This is a genomic window from Allobrachymonas sp., from assembly GCF_041912815.1.
Lineage (GTDB): Bacteria > Pseudomonadota > Gammaproteobacteria > Burkholderiales > Burkholderiaceae_C > Brachymonas.
In genome coordinates this window covers 89,052-102,552 of the sequence record NZ_JAYRLV010000004.1, presented here as the reverse complement: position 1 = coordinate 102,552, position 13,501 = coordinate 89,052, and the positions used below count along the sequence as shown (strand labels likewise).

Here is a 13,501-nt window from a genome sequence, read left to right as displayed (position 1 = left end):
GCCTCTGCTGCGTGCATGCCCCTTTCTCCTGCCGCTCCAGGCCGCAGAAATGGACATGGCCTCAGGGACATACATCCCCTTTCGGCTGCAGGACTTTTCATCTCTCTAATGTGCCCATCCTCCCGCAGGACCACATTGACTTGCATCAACGGCAAGTTGCCCCATGCGATAATGGTTCTCACCTGTGTGCAACCCAATCCCCATCGGGGCAGTGTTCTTTCTTCTGTCCCTCGCTTTTCCACCATGCCCACCCATTCGCTGGCCCAAGGCTACAAGGTAGCCTGCTCGAACTGCAATCTGCGTGAACTGTGCATGCCCATGGGACTGACGCCCTCCGAGCTGGAGTACATCGACGACGTGGTAGCCACACGGCGCAAGATCAAGCGGGGGCAGGCACTCTTCAATGCCGGAGAAACCTTTGCTGCCCTCTTTGCCGTGCGCACGGGCGTGTTCAAGACGACCATCACCACCCAGGATGGACGCGACCAGGTCACTGGCTTCCAGATGGCCGGCGAGATCATCGGCCTTGATGGCATCGTGCAGGATGCCCATACCTGCAATGCCATAGCCCTCGAAGACGCCGAAGTGTGTGTCATGCCATTCGAGCGGTTTGAAGCCCTGGCCCGCCAGGTCCCGGCCCTGCAGAGCCATCTCCACAAGATCATGAGCCGCGAAATCGTGCGCGACCATGGCGTGATGCTGCTGCTCGGCAGCATGCGGGCCGAGGAACGTCTGGCAGCCTTCCTGCTCAACCTGGTGCAGCGCATGCATGCACGGGGGTTCTCCCAGTCCGAGATCATCCTGCGCATGACGCGCGAGGAGATCGGAAGCTACCTGGGACTCAAGCTCGAAACCGTGAGCCGCATGTTCTCCCGCTTTGCAGAGGAAGGCATCGTCGAGGTCAGGCAGCGCCACGTCCGCATTCTCGACATCGAGGCCCTGCAGCGTCTGGTCAACCAGCACACGCACACAGAAGACTGAGCGCAACGTCCCTGCACCAGACGGCGCCTGCACACTCTCGCCACTCCGATCCCCTGGCAGATCCCTGCTCCAGAAACAGGACAGCCGGCTCAAGGCCGGCTGCTGTCATGGTGCAGACAGGGAAACCCCTGCCCCGTCAGTGGTCATCCACCGGAACCCCAGTGGCTGCATGGTTGCGCGCCTTTTCGGCAGGAGCATAGTTCACCCCCTTTGCACGTACCATCTGATCGGTGTTGGGCTCGTCTTCCGATCGCGTCAGAACCTGCTCGGGGGCCTGCATGATGAAATACCAGGTCACGAGACAGGCCAGTACCACCGACAGCGGCCCCCCCACGACCATCCAGACCACGGGGTATTTCCACCAGGGACGCCCGTCCTCGGGATGTGCCTTGGACAGGCCCGGCAGTGTGGTATTTGCTTCCATGCGTACAACTCCTTTGCGAAGGCGAGAGCCCTCGAACCGCAGGGCTCTCACTATATCGCACGAACTTACTTGGGTACAGAGAAAGCGCCCTTTTCGGTCACCGAGACATCGGTGCCAGCCTGCTCGATCTGGAAGTTGATCGCATGCGATCCTGGTTCCAGCGTACCGTAGGGCACCCGCACGCTCACGGCCTTCTGCTCCACCTGAGCGGGACCGATGGTCACGGTCGAGCCCTCGACCACTTCCGCCCCCGTCACTCCCTCGACAGAGATGTTGTAGGTCTGCGCATTCTCGGTCGTGTTCATGATGCGCACCAGATAGGTGTTCTCGATCTTGTTGCCAGCCACGATACGGGACATGACTCCCCGGTCGCGAATGATGTCGACCTTCATGGGCGAACGCATCGAGAGGCTCACGACGAGCGCCGTGGCGATCAGCATCAGGATGCCGGTGTACACCAGAATCCGGGGCCGCATGACGCGGTGGATGATGTCGCTCTTGGTCCAGCCATTCTTCATGGCGTTTTCTGTCGAGTACTTGATGAGCCCGTGCGGGTAGTTCATCTTGTCCATGACCTCATCGCAGGCATCCACGCAGGCACCACAGCCGATGCATTCGTACTGCAGCCCATTGCGAATGTCGATGCCAGTCGGGCAGACCTGCACGCACATGGTGCAGTCGATGCAGTCGCCCAGCGCCACTTCGGAACGATCCACCTTCTTGGAGCGCGGACCGCGCGGCTCGCCGCGCTTGTCGTCGTAGGTCACGATCAGCGTGTCGGCATCGAACATCGCGCTCTGGAAGCGGGCATACGGGCACATGTACTTGCACACCTGCTCGCGCATGTAGCCAGCGTTGCCGTAGGTGGCAAAGCCATAGAAGAAGATCCAGAAGGTCTCCCAGTTGCCCAGATGCCACTGTGCAAAGTTGCTCACCAGATCACGGATGGGCGAAAAATACCCCACGAGCGTCAACCCCGTCCACAGGGCGATGAGCAGCCAGATCACATGCTTGCCGCCGCGCCGCCAGATTTTTTCGAGATTCCAGGGGCTCTTGTCGAGGCGGATGCGCGCGCTGCGATCCCCTTCCATCTTGGCTTCCACCCAGAGGAAGATCTCGGTGTAGACGGTCTGCGGACAGGAATACCCGCACCACAGACGCCCCGCCACGGCGGTGAAGAGGAACAGCGACAGGGCCGAAATCACCAGAATGCCGGTGAGGTAGATGAAATCCTGCGGATACAGGACCAATCCGAAGATATAGAACTTGCGTGCCTCCAGATCGAAGAGTATCGCCTGTCGGCCACTCCATTCCAGCCAGGGCAGTCCGTAGAACACCAGCTGCGTCAGTCCGACGAAGATCCAGCGCCAGGTCTGGAAGATGCCGGAAACCGTGCGGGGATGGATGGTCTTGGCCGCAGCGAACAGCGACGTTGTCGCGGGCGCTGCATCGATCGGAATGACCTTCTTGGGAGTCGCTTTGGGCTCGGAATGCGAGCCCGAGTCGTGTTCGGGCGTTTCTTGAGACATACGCGTGACCTTTTATTACAAATCAGACTTTCACTTGCATGAATATGATAGCGTCTATTGTTTCACAAAAGAAAAACCGCCATGACTTGCATCAAGTTCATGGCGGTAAGAAGATCAGCTTGGAGCGCCACGAGGGCGCAGAAGATCACTTGTTGTTGGAAAGGCTCCAGACATACGATGCCAGCAGGCGGATCTGCTCGGGCGAGAAGCGCTTGCCCCAGGCCGGCATGATGTTGACCTTGCCGTTGGTGATCTGCTTGACGATGCCTTCCTCGCTCGGCACGCCCATCAGCCACACGTTGTCCGTGAGGTTGGGTGCGCCCAGGGCCTGGTTGCCCTTGCCATCTGCACCGTGGCAGGCTGCGCAGGCCGCGAACTTGGGCTTGCCCACCGCAGCCAGAGCTGCATCGTGCGGCTGACCGGACAGGCTCAGCACGTAGTTGGCCACTGCCTTGGCATCATCCGGCTTGCCACCGATGGCTCCGATCATGGGAGGCATCTGGCCATGACGTCCGTTGGTGATCGTCTGGATGATGGTGTCGGGCTTGCCGCCCCACAGCCAGTCATTGTCGGACAGATCCGGGAAGCCGTTGCCGCCCTTGGCATTGGAACCATGGCACTGCGCACAGTTGTTCAGGAACAGACGCTGTCCCATGCCCACTGCCTTGGGATCCTTGGCGATCTCCTCGACGGGCATGTTGGCGTACTTGGCGAACAGAGGTGCCACCTGCGCATCACCCTTGGCCATTTCGGTGTTGTACTGCCCATGGGAAGTCCAGCCCAGAATGCCCTTGAACGTGCCGAAGCCCGGATAGAGCACCAGATAGGTGATGGCAAAGAAGATGGTGATCCAGAACAGACCCACCCACCACTTGGGCAGCGGGTTGTTGATTTCGCGCAGATCGCCATCCCATACATGGCCGGTGGTGTTGTCGGCGGCCGTGTGCGCGCGCGCCGTGGCACCGATCAGCAGAATGGCCACGCAGAACAGGATGCCGAACGCCACGATCGCCATCACGTACACGGACCAGAAAGAGTTGATGAAGTCACTCATTTTGTTTCCTCGGATTTTTGCGCCACAGGAGGATGGTCTTCGTGCATGAACGGGAGCTGTGCCGCTTCATCGAAGTGATGCCGGTTGCGATGGGAATAGGCCCAGCGCATGATCACGATGAACATGACAAAACTCGCCACCGTGGCCAAACTGCGCCAATCGTTGATATCCATGAGAAGGTTCCTCCTGGGAATGCGGTTTTATTGCGGAGCGGAGGCGCCGGCAGCCGGAGCGGCTGTCTTGCCCTCGCTGGCAGCAGCGAAGGCGGTGCCCAGAGACTGCAGGTAGGCAATCACGGCCTGCTGCTCGGTCTTGCCCTTCACAGCGGCAGCTGCTCCGGCAATATCGGCATCGGTATAGGGAACCCCTACCCGACGCAGTGCACGCATGTGGTCAGCAATGGTGGTGTCGTCGACCGTGTTCTTTTCCAGCCAGGGATAGGCCGGCATGTTGGACTCGGGCACCACATCGCGAGGATTGTGCAGATGCTGGGAGTGCCAGTCATCGCTGTAGCGTCCACCCACACGGGCCAGATCGGGACCGGTCCGCTTGGAACCCCACTGGAAGGGGTGATCGTAGACAGACTCGCCAGCCACGGAATAGTGACCATAGCGCAGCGTCTCGGCACGGAACGGACGGATCATCTGCGAGTGGCAGTTGTAGCAGCCTTCGCGCTGATAGATGTCACGGCCAGCAAGCTGGAGCGCCGTGTAGGGCTTGAGCCCCTCGATCGGCTGGGTGGTCGACTTCTGGAAGAACAGGGGAACGATTTCCACCAGTCCACCGATTGCCACCACCAGCAGGGTCAGCACGATCATGAGGAAGTTGCTGGTCTCGACTTTCTCGTGGGTGATACCACCCGCAGCAGGTTGATTTGCCATGTTGTTCAACTCCTTAGGCGTGTGCAGGGGCAACGGCGGGAATCTGGATGGTCACGGAACGGCCCTTGGAGGCAGTCATCAGCGTGTTCCAGAGCATGACGATCATGCCGCCCAGGTACAGGACACCACCGGTCAGACGGATCACGTAGAAGGGGAAGGTGGCCTTGACGCTTTCCACGAAGGTGTAGGTCAGGGTACCGTCGGGGTTGATGGCACGCCACATCAGGCCCTGCATCACACCGGCAATCCACATGGCAGCGATGTACAGCACGATGCCGATGGTGGCGACCCAGAAGTGCACTTCGATGGCCTTGACGCTGTACATTTCCTTCTTGCCGAAGAGCTTGGGAATCAGGTGGTACATGGAGCCCATGGTCACCAGACCCACCCAGCCCAGGGCGCCGGAGTGCACGTGGCCCACGGTCCAGTCGGTGTAGTGGGACAGGGCGTTGACGGTCTTGATGGACATCATCGGGCCTTCGAAGGTGGACATGCCGTAGAAGGACAGGGACACGATCAGGAAGCGCAGGATGGGGTCGTCACGCAGCTTGTGCCATGCACCGGACAGGGTCATGATGCCGTTGATCATGCCGCCCCAGCTCGGAGCCAGCAGGATGAGGGAGAAGATCATGCCGACGGATTGCGTCCAGTCCGGCAGGGCCGTGTAGTGCAGGTGGTGAGGACCGGCCCACATGTAGGTGAAGATCAGGGCCCAGAAGTGGACGATCGACAGGCGATAGGAATACACCGGACGGCCAGCCTGCTTCGGCACGAAGTAGTACATCATGCCCAGGAAGCCTGCGGTCAGGAAGAAGCCCACGGCATTGTGCCCGTACCACCACTGCACCATGGCATCCTGCACGCCTGCATAGGCGGAATAGGACTTGAGGAAGCCGGCGGGAATGAAGGCGCTGTTGACGATGTGCAGCAGGGCAATGGTGATGATGAAGGCACCATAGAACCAGTTGGCCACATAGATGTGACGCACCTTGCGGGTTCCGACGGTACCGAAGAACACGATGGCATAGACCACCCACACCACGGCAATGGCCAGCTTGATCGGCCATTCCATTTCGGCGTATTCCTTGGAGAAGGTGTAGCCCAGGGGATACGTGATGGCAACGGCCAGGATGATGGCCTGCCAGCCCCAGAAGGTGAAGGCAGCCAGCTTGTCGCTGAACAGGCGCACCTGGCAGGTCCGCTGAACGACGTAGTAGGACGTCCCGATCAGGCCGCATCCGCCAAAGGCGAAGATCACGGCATTGGTGTGCAGGGGACGCAGACGGCCGTAGGACAGCCACGGAATACCGAAGTTGAGCTCAGGCCAGGTGAGCTCGGCGGCGATGAACACGCCGACCAGCATCCCGACCACACCCCAGACGACGGTCATGATGGCAAACTGACGTACAACCCTATCGTTGTACGTGGTTGCCTGAGCGTTTGGAAAACTCATTTTCACCTCTTTTTCAAAAAGACCCCGATCAGCGTAATGTTAAACGCAAATCACAACTTGATACACATCAATCCTGTTTGAAGATTCGCTGCCCTTCGGCCTCGATATCCTCGAACTGCCCGGTGTGGATGGCCCACCACAGCCCGGCAAGCACGGCGAGGACCAACACCACCGACAGGGGAATCAACAGATAGAGAATTTCCATGCATGCTCCTTTCCATTAAGGGCAGCCCTTGCCGGAGGCCGCTGGCCGTTCACTCGGTTCTGCGCACGAGGCGCAGGGCATTGAGCACCACCAGCAGCGAACTGCTGGCCATGCCCAGTCCGGCCAGCCAGGCGGGCACCATGCCCATGGCGGCCAGGGGAATGCAGATCAGGTTGTACCCTGCTGCCCAGACCAGGTTCTCGCGCACGACACGCATGGTGGCGCGCGCGAGCCGGATGGAGCCGAACACGGCCATGAGGCTGTTGCCCAGCACCACGAAGTCGGACTGTGCCTGGGCCAGCGGAACTGCCTTGCCCAGTGCAAAGGACACATGGGCTCCGGCAAGCACCGGCCCATCGTTGATGCCGTCTCCCACCATGGCCACATGGTGCCCCTGCACCTGTTCTGCGCGCAGGCAGGCGAGTTTATCCGATGCGGAGCAGCCTCCCTGCGCATGCTCGATGCCAAGCAGATCGGCCACACGCCGCACCGCCTGGGGTCGATCGCCCGAAAGCACCTGCACACGCACCCCGAGTGCCTGCAGCCGACGGACGGTTTCCTCCGCATCGGCGCGCAATTCTTCCTTGAGTACAAAGGTGGCCAGCCAGCCGTTCTCGTCGCTGAGGTTGGCGTGCAGGCTTTCCGGCGGCAGCTCCTCGATGGTCTGCGGGGCCACCTGACAGAAACGGTCCGACCCCAGCCGCATGACCTGGGCCGATGTGCCGTGCTCGTCAACGACCTGTCCTTCCACCCCTCCTCCGGGCTGTTCGCGCACGTCCCGCGCAAGCCAGGGCTGGTGCAGCAGGGCCATGCCCTCAAGCCCCGCCGCTTCGACGAGTGCCCGGGAAACGGGGTGCAGTGAATGGCGTGCCAGTGCCGCGGCCTGTTCCAGGACCTGCCGGCGGTCCGCTCCGGGCCGCAGCAGAATGCGTTCGAGGGAGATGGCATCGGAAGTCAGCGTACCGGTCTTGTCGAAGACGACGGTATCGACCTCGGAAAGGGTCTGAAGGGCCTGCAGGTGGCGCACGAGTACCCCGCGACGTGCCAGTCCACCAGCGGCTGCCAGCATGGCGGCGGGGGTCGCCAGCGACAGGGCACACGGGCAGGTGACGATGAGCACCGACACGGCCACCATGACGGCGCGTTCGGGGCTCAGGCGCCACCAGTACAGGCACGCCGCAGCCGCAGCCAGCAGCACGACGAGCAGGAAGGGCTTGGCAAAGCGGTCAGCCAGTGCGGCGAGCCGGGGTTTTTCGACGGACGCCTGTTCCATCATGGACACGATGGCGGCGTAGCGCGTGGCTCCCCCCAGCTTGTCGATGCGCACCTGGACCGGGGACTGGATGTTGTGGCTGCCCGCAATGACTGCGGCACCCACGTCCCGTGACAGGGGGCGCGATTCCCCCGTGAGCAGGGCTTCATCCACCATGGTGCGCCCCTCCAGCACCACTCCGTCGCCCGGGAACGATTCGCCGGGCAGAACGCGCACGGTGTCCCCCGGCTTGAGCTTGCGCAGGGTGACCCGTTCGAAGACATGGGTCTTGCGGTTGAGCCGCTCCACACTGTCGGGCAGGCGATTCATCAGGGCTTCGAGGGCGCCTGCCGTGCGATCGCGCAGGCGCACCTCCAGCCACCGTCCGGTGAGGAGGAAGAAGACGAACATGGTCAGGGAGTCGAAATAGACTTCCCTGCCGAACAGGCCCTGGGGCTGAAAGGTCCCCAGCGTGCTCACGACGAAGGTGACCACCATGCCGATGGCCACCGGAAGGTCCATGCTGACGCGACGATGCCGCACGTCCTGCCAGGCACGCTGCAGGAAAGGCCGGCACGAGAACAGCATGACGGGCACCGCGATGAGCCATGAGCCCCAGCGCAGCAGATGCTGAAGGTCGGGCCGGATGTGGTGCGAAACGTATTCGGGCAACGCATACATCATGACCTGCATCATGGCGATGCCGGCTACGGTCAGCTGCCAGATGATCTCACGCCCTTCCTTCTTGCGGCGCTCGATGGCCGATGCATTGCTTGCAGGCACGGCGCGGTAGCCGGCCACCTCGACCGCATGCATCCACTGGGACGGCCGCACCATGTCGGGCTGCCACACCACGCGGGCCCGGTGGCTGCCGGGGCTCACCTGGGCATCGCGCACTCCGGGAACGCCCTTGAGGGCGTCCTCGATGGTGAGGGCACAGGCAGCACAGTACATGCCCTCGATGGCAACGTTCGACTCCCAGACGCCTTCCTGCAGGGCATGGCGATGGCTGAACCCCTCCCATTCATCGGGGTCATCCAGCAACTCGATGGCGCCGGAGGCAGGAAACGTGGCGGCTGTGGACATGAAAAAGGAACCTGGAACTGCGATGTCCCCTGCAACCGGCAACCGGGAAGGGACTCCTGTATGTGTGCCGGATTGTAAGGAAGCCGCCGAGGCAAGGGCATTTTTTTACACATTGCCTCCTCTGCATGCACCCTGCACCCTCCTGTCGCCTGTGCGGTCAGGGGCAGGGAGCTGCCCTTGCGCTGCAGGGAGCGTCAGAATCGTGCCGGTCTCTTGTCGAGAAAGGCCTGAATGCCCTCGCGGTGTTCGGGGTGATCCGCGTAGTCGAAGGCTGTGGCGCTCTGCCGCTCCAGCACAGGCTGATGCACGGCCGACCACTCCCGCATCATCTGCTTGTGCAGGCGTGCGGCGGAGGGGGACAGACGCAGGATGCGTTCCACGGTGCGGGACACTTCGCTTTCCAATGCTGCGGCATCGGGCACGGTACGGGTAAGAAATCCGCGCTGGAGCAGGACATCGGCCGGATAGATGCCGGCTTCGAGCAGCATGGAGCGCGCCAGGGTGGCTCCCAGCGTGCCAGCCACCAGCACCGCCTCCTGGGGTGCCATGGGGAAGCCGAGCTTGGCGATGGGCGCTCCGTAGCGACTGGAGACCGTGGCGATGCGGATATCGCAGCAGCTCGATATCTCGACCCCAGCGCCCATGCAGTTGCCGTCGATGGCAGCGATCAGCGGGGCATCGCAGGCCAGCATGGCCGAAAGCCCGCCCCAGACCTCCTCTTCGTGGAACAGACGCAGGCTGTCGGGGTCGAACCGGAAGGACTGGTATTCGGAAATGTCACCGCCCGCACAGAAATGCCCGTCGACGCCCTGCACCATCACGCAGCGCAGCGGATCCGGCACAGTGGTTTCCTGCTGCAGCTGCAGGAAGACGGTGCGCAGTTCGCGCCACATGGCGCGCGACATGGCATTGAGCTTGCCGTCATGGCGAATCTGGACAATGGCATGGCGGGCGCCGGACGTGCCGGCATAGTGACAGGAAATGGATGCAGTCATGAGATGGTTCCGGAATTCGGAGGCGTGGCGGCAGGGGCAGCCGAGGCGAAGTGCCGGTCCGACCAGACCCACAGGGCAATGCCCCCCAGGATCATCGGAATGCACAGCCATTGCCCCATGCTCAGACCGAAGTCGAGCAGCCCGAGAAAATCGTCCGGTTCCCGGAAGTACTCGGCGATGAAGCGGAACGCGCCATATCCCAGCAGGAACATGGCAGCGACCTGCCCGGGCTTGTGCTGTCTGCGCGCATACACCCAGAGAAGGATGAAGAGCAGGACGCCCTCCATGAGGAACTGGTAGATCTGGGAGGGATGGCGCGGCATGAGACTGCCGCTTTGCGGAAAGACCATGGCCCACGGCAGGGAGGGATCGGCGAAGCGTCCCCAGAGCTCTCCGTTGATGAAGTTGCCGATGCGGCCGGCAGCCAGTCCCGGCGGCACGCAGGGGGCCACGAAGTCAGCCACCTGAAGCCACGGTTTGTGGCGCGACCATGCGAACCAGCTGAAGGCCAGGATGACGCCCAACAGCCCTCCGTGGAAACTCATGCCGCCCTGCCAGACCTTGAAGATGTCAAGCGGATGGCTGATGTAGAAGCCGGGCTTGTAGAACAGGCAGTACCCGATCCGCCCCCCGAGAATCACGCCCATGACCCCGAGAAAGAGGATGTCTTCCACATCCCGGCGGGTCCAGGCCCCGGCTCCCTGGATTCCGGCAAACGGCGGCTGCCGCAGCCGCAGGGTGCCGAGCAGCAGAAACATGGCAAAGGCGGCCAGATAGGTCAGGCCATACCAGTGCACGGCCAGGGGACCGAGGTGCACGGCCACGGGATCGATATGGGGATACATCAGCATGGCGCATATGGTAACAGCGGCACCAGCAGTGCCAGCGCCCTTCGCTGAACGACAAGCCCCCCTTGCACAGAGGGGGCCGGATGGAATGCTTCTGCTGCGTGGCAGGCAGACCGGGCGATGGCGGAGAGCCCGGCCGCTCACCGCCACGCCCGAGCGTCAGCGACGGCGCTCATTGCCGGGCTGGCGCTTGAGGGCATCGCGCTGCGCCAGAAGGCGCTTGCGCTTGATGTCGTCCATTTTTTCCATTTCCTTGCGCTTGGTGTAGCCGCTCCAGTCTGCCCACTGCCACCATGCGGCAGCCAGGGCGAAGGGCGTCAGCACGATCCACCAGCTCCATTCGGCCACTGCGCCGAACTCCAGCAGCTTGAGCACCACCAGCAACAGACCGAGTCCGAGAAAATACATGTTGCGTATCCTTGGAAAAAATACTCGCGACGGCAGATCCTGCTGTGCGCTCAGCGCAGCGTCATGGATTCCTGCATGGCATGCATGGCGCCGGCGCCCACTGCGGCTCCGAATTTCTTGGCCAGTTTTTCGGCCACGTTGTCGCGCCGGGTGTAGTCGACGATGCGTTCCTGCTTGACGACGTCACGGGCCACGGAGTCGGCATTGCCGAACTTGTCGGCCAGCCCCATGCTGACAGCCTGCTCGCCCGTCCAGACGAGCCCGCTGAAGATGCCGGGGGTTTCCTTGAGGCGCGCACCACGCCCCTTGCGCACGACGCCGATGAACTGCTGATGGATCTGTCCGAGCATGGCCTGCGCATGGGCCTTCTGCCCAGGATTGAGCGGACTGAAGGGATCAAGGAAGCCCTTGTTCTCGCCCGCCGTGATGAGCCGGCGCTCCACACCCAGCTTCTGCATGGTGCCCGTGAAGCCGAACCCATCCATGAGCACCCCCACGCTGCCGATGAGGCTGGCCTTGTCCACGTAGATCTGGTCGGCAGCCACGGCGATGTAATAGGCGCCGGAAGCGCAGGTGTCGGTGACCACGGCATACAGGGGCTTCTTGTAGCGGGTCTTCATGCGGACGAGCTCGTCGTTGATGATGCCGGCCTGCACAGGGCTGCCGCCGCCCGAGTTGATGAGCAGGATGACGGCCGTGGAGCCCCCATCCTCGAAGGCTGCCTTGGCTGCAGCCAGGATGTTGCTGGCGCTGGCATCGGTGCCATCGGCGATTTCGCCCCGGATTTCGACCAGTGCCGTATGGGGAGCCGTGAGGGTACGGGCATCCGTGGTAGAGCGCTGGAGCAGCACCCAGGCCAGCACGGCAAAAAAGGCGAGCCAGGCCATGCGCACGAAGGTCTTCCACTGCCGCGCCGCGCGCTGCTCCCGAATGGAGGCCAGCGCCACCTTTTCGAGCATGAGACGCTCCCATTCGGCAGGGGTACTGGAGGACGACAAAGGGTCGTCGGAAGGACTCGGCATGGTGTCAGGACCAGGAGGAAGGAAAGAGGACGGGAGCCGTCATTGTAGAGAAGTGCGATGGCGAAGGGATCAGTCGGCAGACGGCTGGGTGTGGGCGTCGGGAATCCAGTACACCTGGCCGTCCTCCTCTTCCACCTGCAGCCGGACCAGTCCTCCGTGGCAGGGGCCTCCCATGCACTCCCCGGATTCCGGATGGTAGACCGCCCCATGGCTGGCACACAGCAGCCACTGCCCGCTGTCGTCGAAGATGCGGTTGGGCTGGAAGTCCAGCTCCATGGCGACATGGGTGCATCGGTTGAGAAAGGCGGACACCCTGCCCTCAAAACGTGCGGCGAATGCACGGCACTCCTCGCCATCGTGCACGACATCGAAAGGCATGACCTCACCTCCTTCCTCGATGGCGTCGGAAGAACAGAGCAGGATGCGGGAAAAGTGGACAGAGTCAGTCATGAACGGAAGGCGCAGGGCACAGAGAAACGGAAGACAGCATCACAGACCGGCATGGGAGCGGTCGGCGGGAATCGCACCCGGCAGCAGCCAGCGCCGCAGCTCGGGCACGCTGCCGGCGGTAAACAGCGGATCAAGCTGCGCCAGGCTGACGGAATCATGCGCGCCATAGGTGACCGCCACGCCCGGGCAACCAGCCTGGCGTGCCATGAGCAGATCGTGGCTGGTATCCCCCACCATCAGGGTCTGTGCGGCAGAAACATCCAGCTCCTCCATCAGCTCGAACAGCATCAGGGGATCGGGTTTGCTGGCGGTTTCATCGGCAGTGCGGATGGCATCGAAAAGGTGCTGCAGCTGCACGGCCCGCAGGGCTTCGTCGAGCCCCCGGCGACTCTTGCCGGTGGCAACCGCCAGCAGGTAGCCCGCCCGGTGCAGGTCATGCAGCAGCTCGGGCACTCCCTTGAACAGCAGAATGTCGTCCATATGACGGGCGTAGTGGTACCGATAGCGCTCGGTGAGCACGCGATAGCGCTCGGGGGGCACGTCGGGAGCTGCCTGCTGGAGCGCTTCCTGCAGCCCCAGACCGATCACGTGCCGCGCCCGATCATCGCTGGGACGCGCTCCCCTCACATCCACCACGGCCTCCTGCAGGCACAGCGCAATGAGCGCCGTGGAATCGAACAGGGTGCCATCCCAGTCGAATGCAATGAGCCGGATGGAATCAGGAAGAGTGAACATGGACAGCAGGCTGAAAAACGGAACCGGATGAACCGGGAATGGAAGAAATCCTCTGAAGACCCCCGCGCTTTTTGGGGTACCTGAATTGTGCGGGAAGGAAGATACCCCCGGCGCAAGCTCCGACTCCGGAAGCGCCCCGAGGCCATTGTGCAGGAATCTCCTGCACCCCTTCAGACCC

General features: G+C 62.3%; 15 protein-coding genes. 1 reads left to right on the top strand and 14 read right to left on the bottom strand.

All coding sequences use genetic code 11. The annotated features are described in order from the left end of the window. Window positions 1-243 precede the first annotated feature (243 nt). Window positions 244-981 (top strand): fumarate/nitrate reduction transcriptional regulator Fnr, encoded by a 738-nt coding sequence (gene fnr, locus ACE3P9_RS05295; RefSeq protein WP_374492247.1) that lies wholly within the window; start codon window positions 244-246, stop codon window positions 979-981. A gap of 136 nt (window positions 982-1,117) precedes the next feature. Here fnr and ACE3P9_RS05290 read toward each other — a convergent pair whose 3' ends face one another. The 14 genes from ACE3P9_RS05290 to ACE3P9_RS05225 form a co-directional block, all read right to left on the bottom strand. Continuing rightward, window positions 1,118-1,405, bottom strand: a complete 288-nt coding sequence (locus ACE3P9_RS05290; RefSeq protein WP_374492245.1) for a nitrogen fixation protein FixH — start codon at window positions 1,403-1,405, stop codon at window positions 1,118-1,120. A gap of 65 nt (window positions 1,406-1,470) precedes the next feature. Then, on the bottom strand, window positions 1,471-2,934 hold the full coding sequence (gene ccoG / locus ACE3P9_RS05285; RefSeq protein WP_374492244.1) for a cytochrome c oxidase accessory protein CcoG: 1,464 nt from the start codon (window positions 2,932-2,934) through the stop codon (window positions 1,471-1,473). A 145-nt stretch (window positions 2,935-3,079) separates the two neighbouring features. After that, window positions 3,080-3,988: a cytochrome-c oxidase, cbb3-type subunit III gene (ccoP, locus tag ACE3P9_RS05280; protein WP_374492243.1), complete on the bottom strand. Its 909-nt coding sequence runs from the start codon at window positions 3,986-3,988 to the stop codon at window positions 3,080-3,082. Further along, window positions 3,985-4,161, bottom strand: coding sequence for a cbb3-type cytochrome oxidase subunit 3 (locus ACE3P9_RS05275; protein WP_374492242.1), 177 nt, complete (start codon window positions 4,159-4,161; stop codon window positions 3,985-3,987). Before ACE3P9_RS05275 ends, ccoP begins: the two co-directional genes overlap by 4 nt. A gap of 27 nt (window positions 4,162-4,188) precedes the next feature. Further along, complete coding sequence (gene ccoO / locus ACE3P9_RS05270) at window positions 4,189-4,869, bottom strand: cytochrome-c oxidase, cbb3-type subunit II (protein WP_374492241.1); 681 nt, start codon at window positions 4,867-4,869, stop codon at window positions 4,189-4,191. 13 nt (window positions 4,870-4,882) lie between these two features. Then, window positions 4,883-6,322: a cytochrome-c oxidase, cbb3-type subunit I gene (ccoN, locus tag ACE3P9_RS05265; protein ID WP_374492239.1), complete on the bottom strand. Its 1,440-nt coding sequence runs from the start codon at window positions 6,320-6,322 to the stop codon at window positions 4,883-4,885. A gap of 67 nt (window positions 6,323-6,389) precedes the next feature. Beyond that, window positions 6,390-6,527 carry a cbb3-type cytochrome oxidase assembly protein CcoS gene (gene ccoS / locus ACE3P9_RS05260; protein WP_374492238.1) on the bottom strand — a complete coding sequence of 46 codons (138 nt, stop codon included), beginning with the start codon at window positions 6,525-6,527 and terminating at the stop codon, window positions 6,390-6,392. A 49-nt stretch (window positions 6,528-6,576) separates the two neighbouring features. Further along, window positions 6,577-8,865, bottom strand: a complete 2,289-nt coding sequence (locus tag ACE3P9_RS05255) for a heavy metal translocating P-type ATPase (RefSeq protein WP_374492237.1) — start codon at window positions 8,863-8,865, stop codon at window positions 6,577-6,579. Window positions 8,866-9,059: 194 nt separating this feature from the next. After that, on the bottom strand, window positions 9,060-9,860 hold the full coding sequence (locus ACE3P9_RS05250; RefSeq protein WP_374492236.1) for an enoyl-CoA hydratase/isomerase family protein: 801 nt from the start codon (window positions 9,858-9,860) through the stop codon (window positions 9,060-9,062). After that, entirely contained in the window at window positions 9,857-10,711 is an 855-nt protein-coding gene (gene lgt, locus ACE3P9_RS05245) for a prolipoprotein diacylglyceryl transferase (RefSeq protein WP_374492235.1), read from the bottom strand. The genes ACE3P9_RS05250 and lgt overlap by 4 nt, the downstream gene beginning before the upstream one ends. Window positions 10,712-10,867: 156 nt before the next feature. Then, a complete protein-coding gene (locus ACE3P9_RS05240) occupies window positions 10,868-11,116 on the bottom strand; it encodes a TIGR04438 family Trp-rich protein (protein WP_374492234.1) in 249 nt (82 codons plus the stop codon). 50 nt (window positions 11,117-11,166) lie between these two features. Continuing rightward, window positions 11,167-12,138 carry a S49 family peptidase gene (locus tag ACE3P9_RS05235; RefSeq protein ID WP_374492233.1) on the bottom strand — a complete coding sequence of 324 codons (972 nt, stop codon included), beginning with the start codon at window positions 12,136-12,138 and terminating at the stop codon, window positions 11,167-11,169. Window positions 12,139-12,207: 69 nt separating this feature from the next. Further along, window positions 12,208-12,588, bottom strand: coding sequence for a Rieske (2Fe-2S) protein (locus ACE3P9_RS05230; protein ID WP_374492232.1), 381 nt, complete (start codon window positions 12,586-12,588; stop codon window positions 12,208-12,210). 39 nt (window positions 12,589-12,627) lie between these two features. Beyond that, window positions 12,628-13,323 (bottom strand): HAD family hydrolase, encoded by a 696-nt coding sequence (locus ACE3P9_RS05225; protein ID WP_374492231.1) that lies wholly within the window; start codon window positions 13,321-13,323, stop codon window positions 12,628-12,630. Between the last annotated feature and the right edge of the window lie 178 nt (window positions 13,324-13,501).

Excerpts from the sequence above, each read along its gene's own strand:
- fnr (WP_374492247.1), top strand. The coding sequence starts at position 244 with ATGCCCACCCATTCGCTGGCCCAAGGCTACAAGGTAGCCTGCTCGAAC.
- ACE3P9_RS05290 (WP_374492245.1), bottom strand. The coding sequence starts at position 1,405 with ATGGAAGCAAATACCACACTGCCGGGCCTGTCCAAGGCACATCCCGAG.
- ccoG (WP_374492244.1), bottom strand. The coding sequence starts at position 2,934 with ATGTCTCAAGAAACGCCCGAACACGACTCGGGCTCGCATTCCGAGCCC.
- ccoP (WP_374492243.1), bottom strand. The coding sequence starts at position 3,988 with ATGAGTGACTTCATCAACTCTTTCTGGTCCGTGTACGTGATGGCGATC.
- ACE3P9_RS05275 (WP_374492242.1), bottom strand. The coding sequence starts at position 4,161 with ATGGATATCAACGATTGGCGCAGTTTGGCCACGGTGGCGAGTTTTGTC.
- ccoO (WP_374492241.1), bottom strand. The coding sequence starts at position 4,869 with ATGGCAAATCAACCTGCTGCGGGTGGTATCACCCACGAGAAAGTCGAG.
- ccoN (WP_374492239.1), bottom strand. The coding sequence starts at position 6,322 with ATGAGTTTTCCAAACGCTCAGGCAACCACGTACAACGATAGGGTTGTA.
- ccoS (WP_374492238.1), bottom strand. The coding sequence starts at position 6,527 with ATGGAAATTCTCTATCTGTTGATTCCCCTGTCGGTGGTGTTGGTCCTC.
- ACE3P9_RS05255 (WP_374492237.1), bottom strand. The coding sequence starts at position 8,865 with ATGTCCACAGCCGCCACGTTTCCTGCCTCCGGCGCCATCGAGTTGCTG.
- ACE3P9_RS05250 (WP_374492236.1), bottom strand. The coding sequence starts at position 9,860 with ATGACTGCATCCATTTCCTGTCACTATGCCGGCACGTCCGGCGCCCGC.
- lgt (WP_374492235.1), bottom strand. The coding sequence starts at position 10,711 with ATGCTGATGTATCCCCATATCGATCCCGTGGCCGTGCACCTCGGTCCC.
- ACE3P9_RS05240 (WP_374492234.1), bottom strand. The coding sequence starts at position 11,116 with ATGTATTTTCTCGGACTCGGTCTGTTGCTGGTGGTGCTCAAGCTGCTG.
- ACE3P9_RS05235 (WP_374492233.1), bottom strand. The coding sequence starts at position 12,138 with ATGCCGAGTCCTTCCGACGACCCTTTGTCGTCCTCCAGTACCCCTGCC.
- ACE3P9_RS05230 (WP_374492232.1), bottom strand. The coding sequence starts at position 12,588 with ATGACTGACTCTGTCCACTTTTCCCGCATCCTGCTCTGTTCTTCCGAC.
- ACE3P9_RS05225 (WP_374492231.1), bottom strand. The coding sequence starts at position 13,323 with ATGTTCACTCTTCCTGATTCCATCCGGCTCATTGCATTCGACTGGGAT.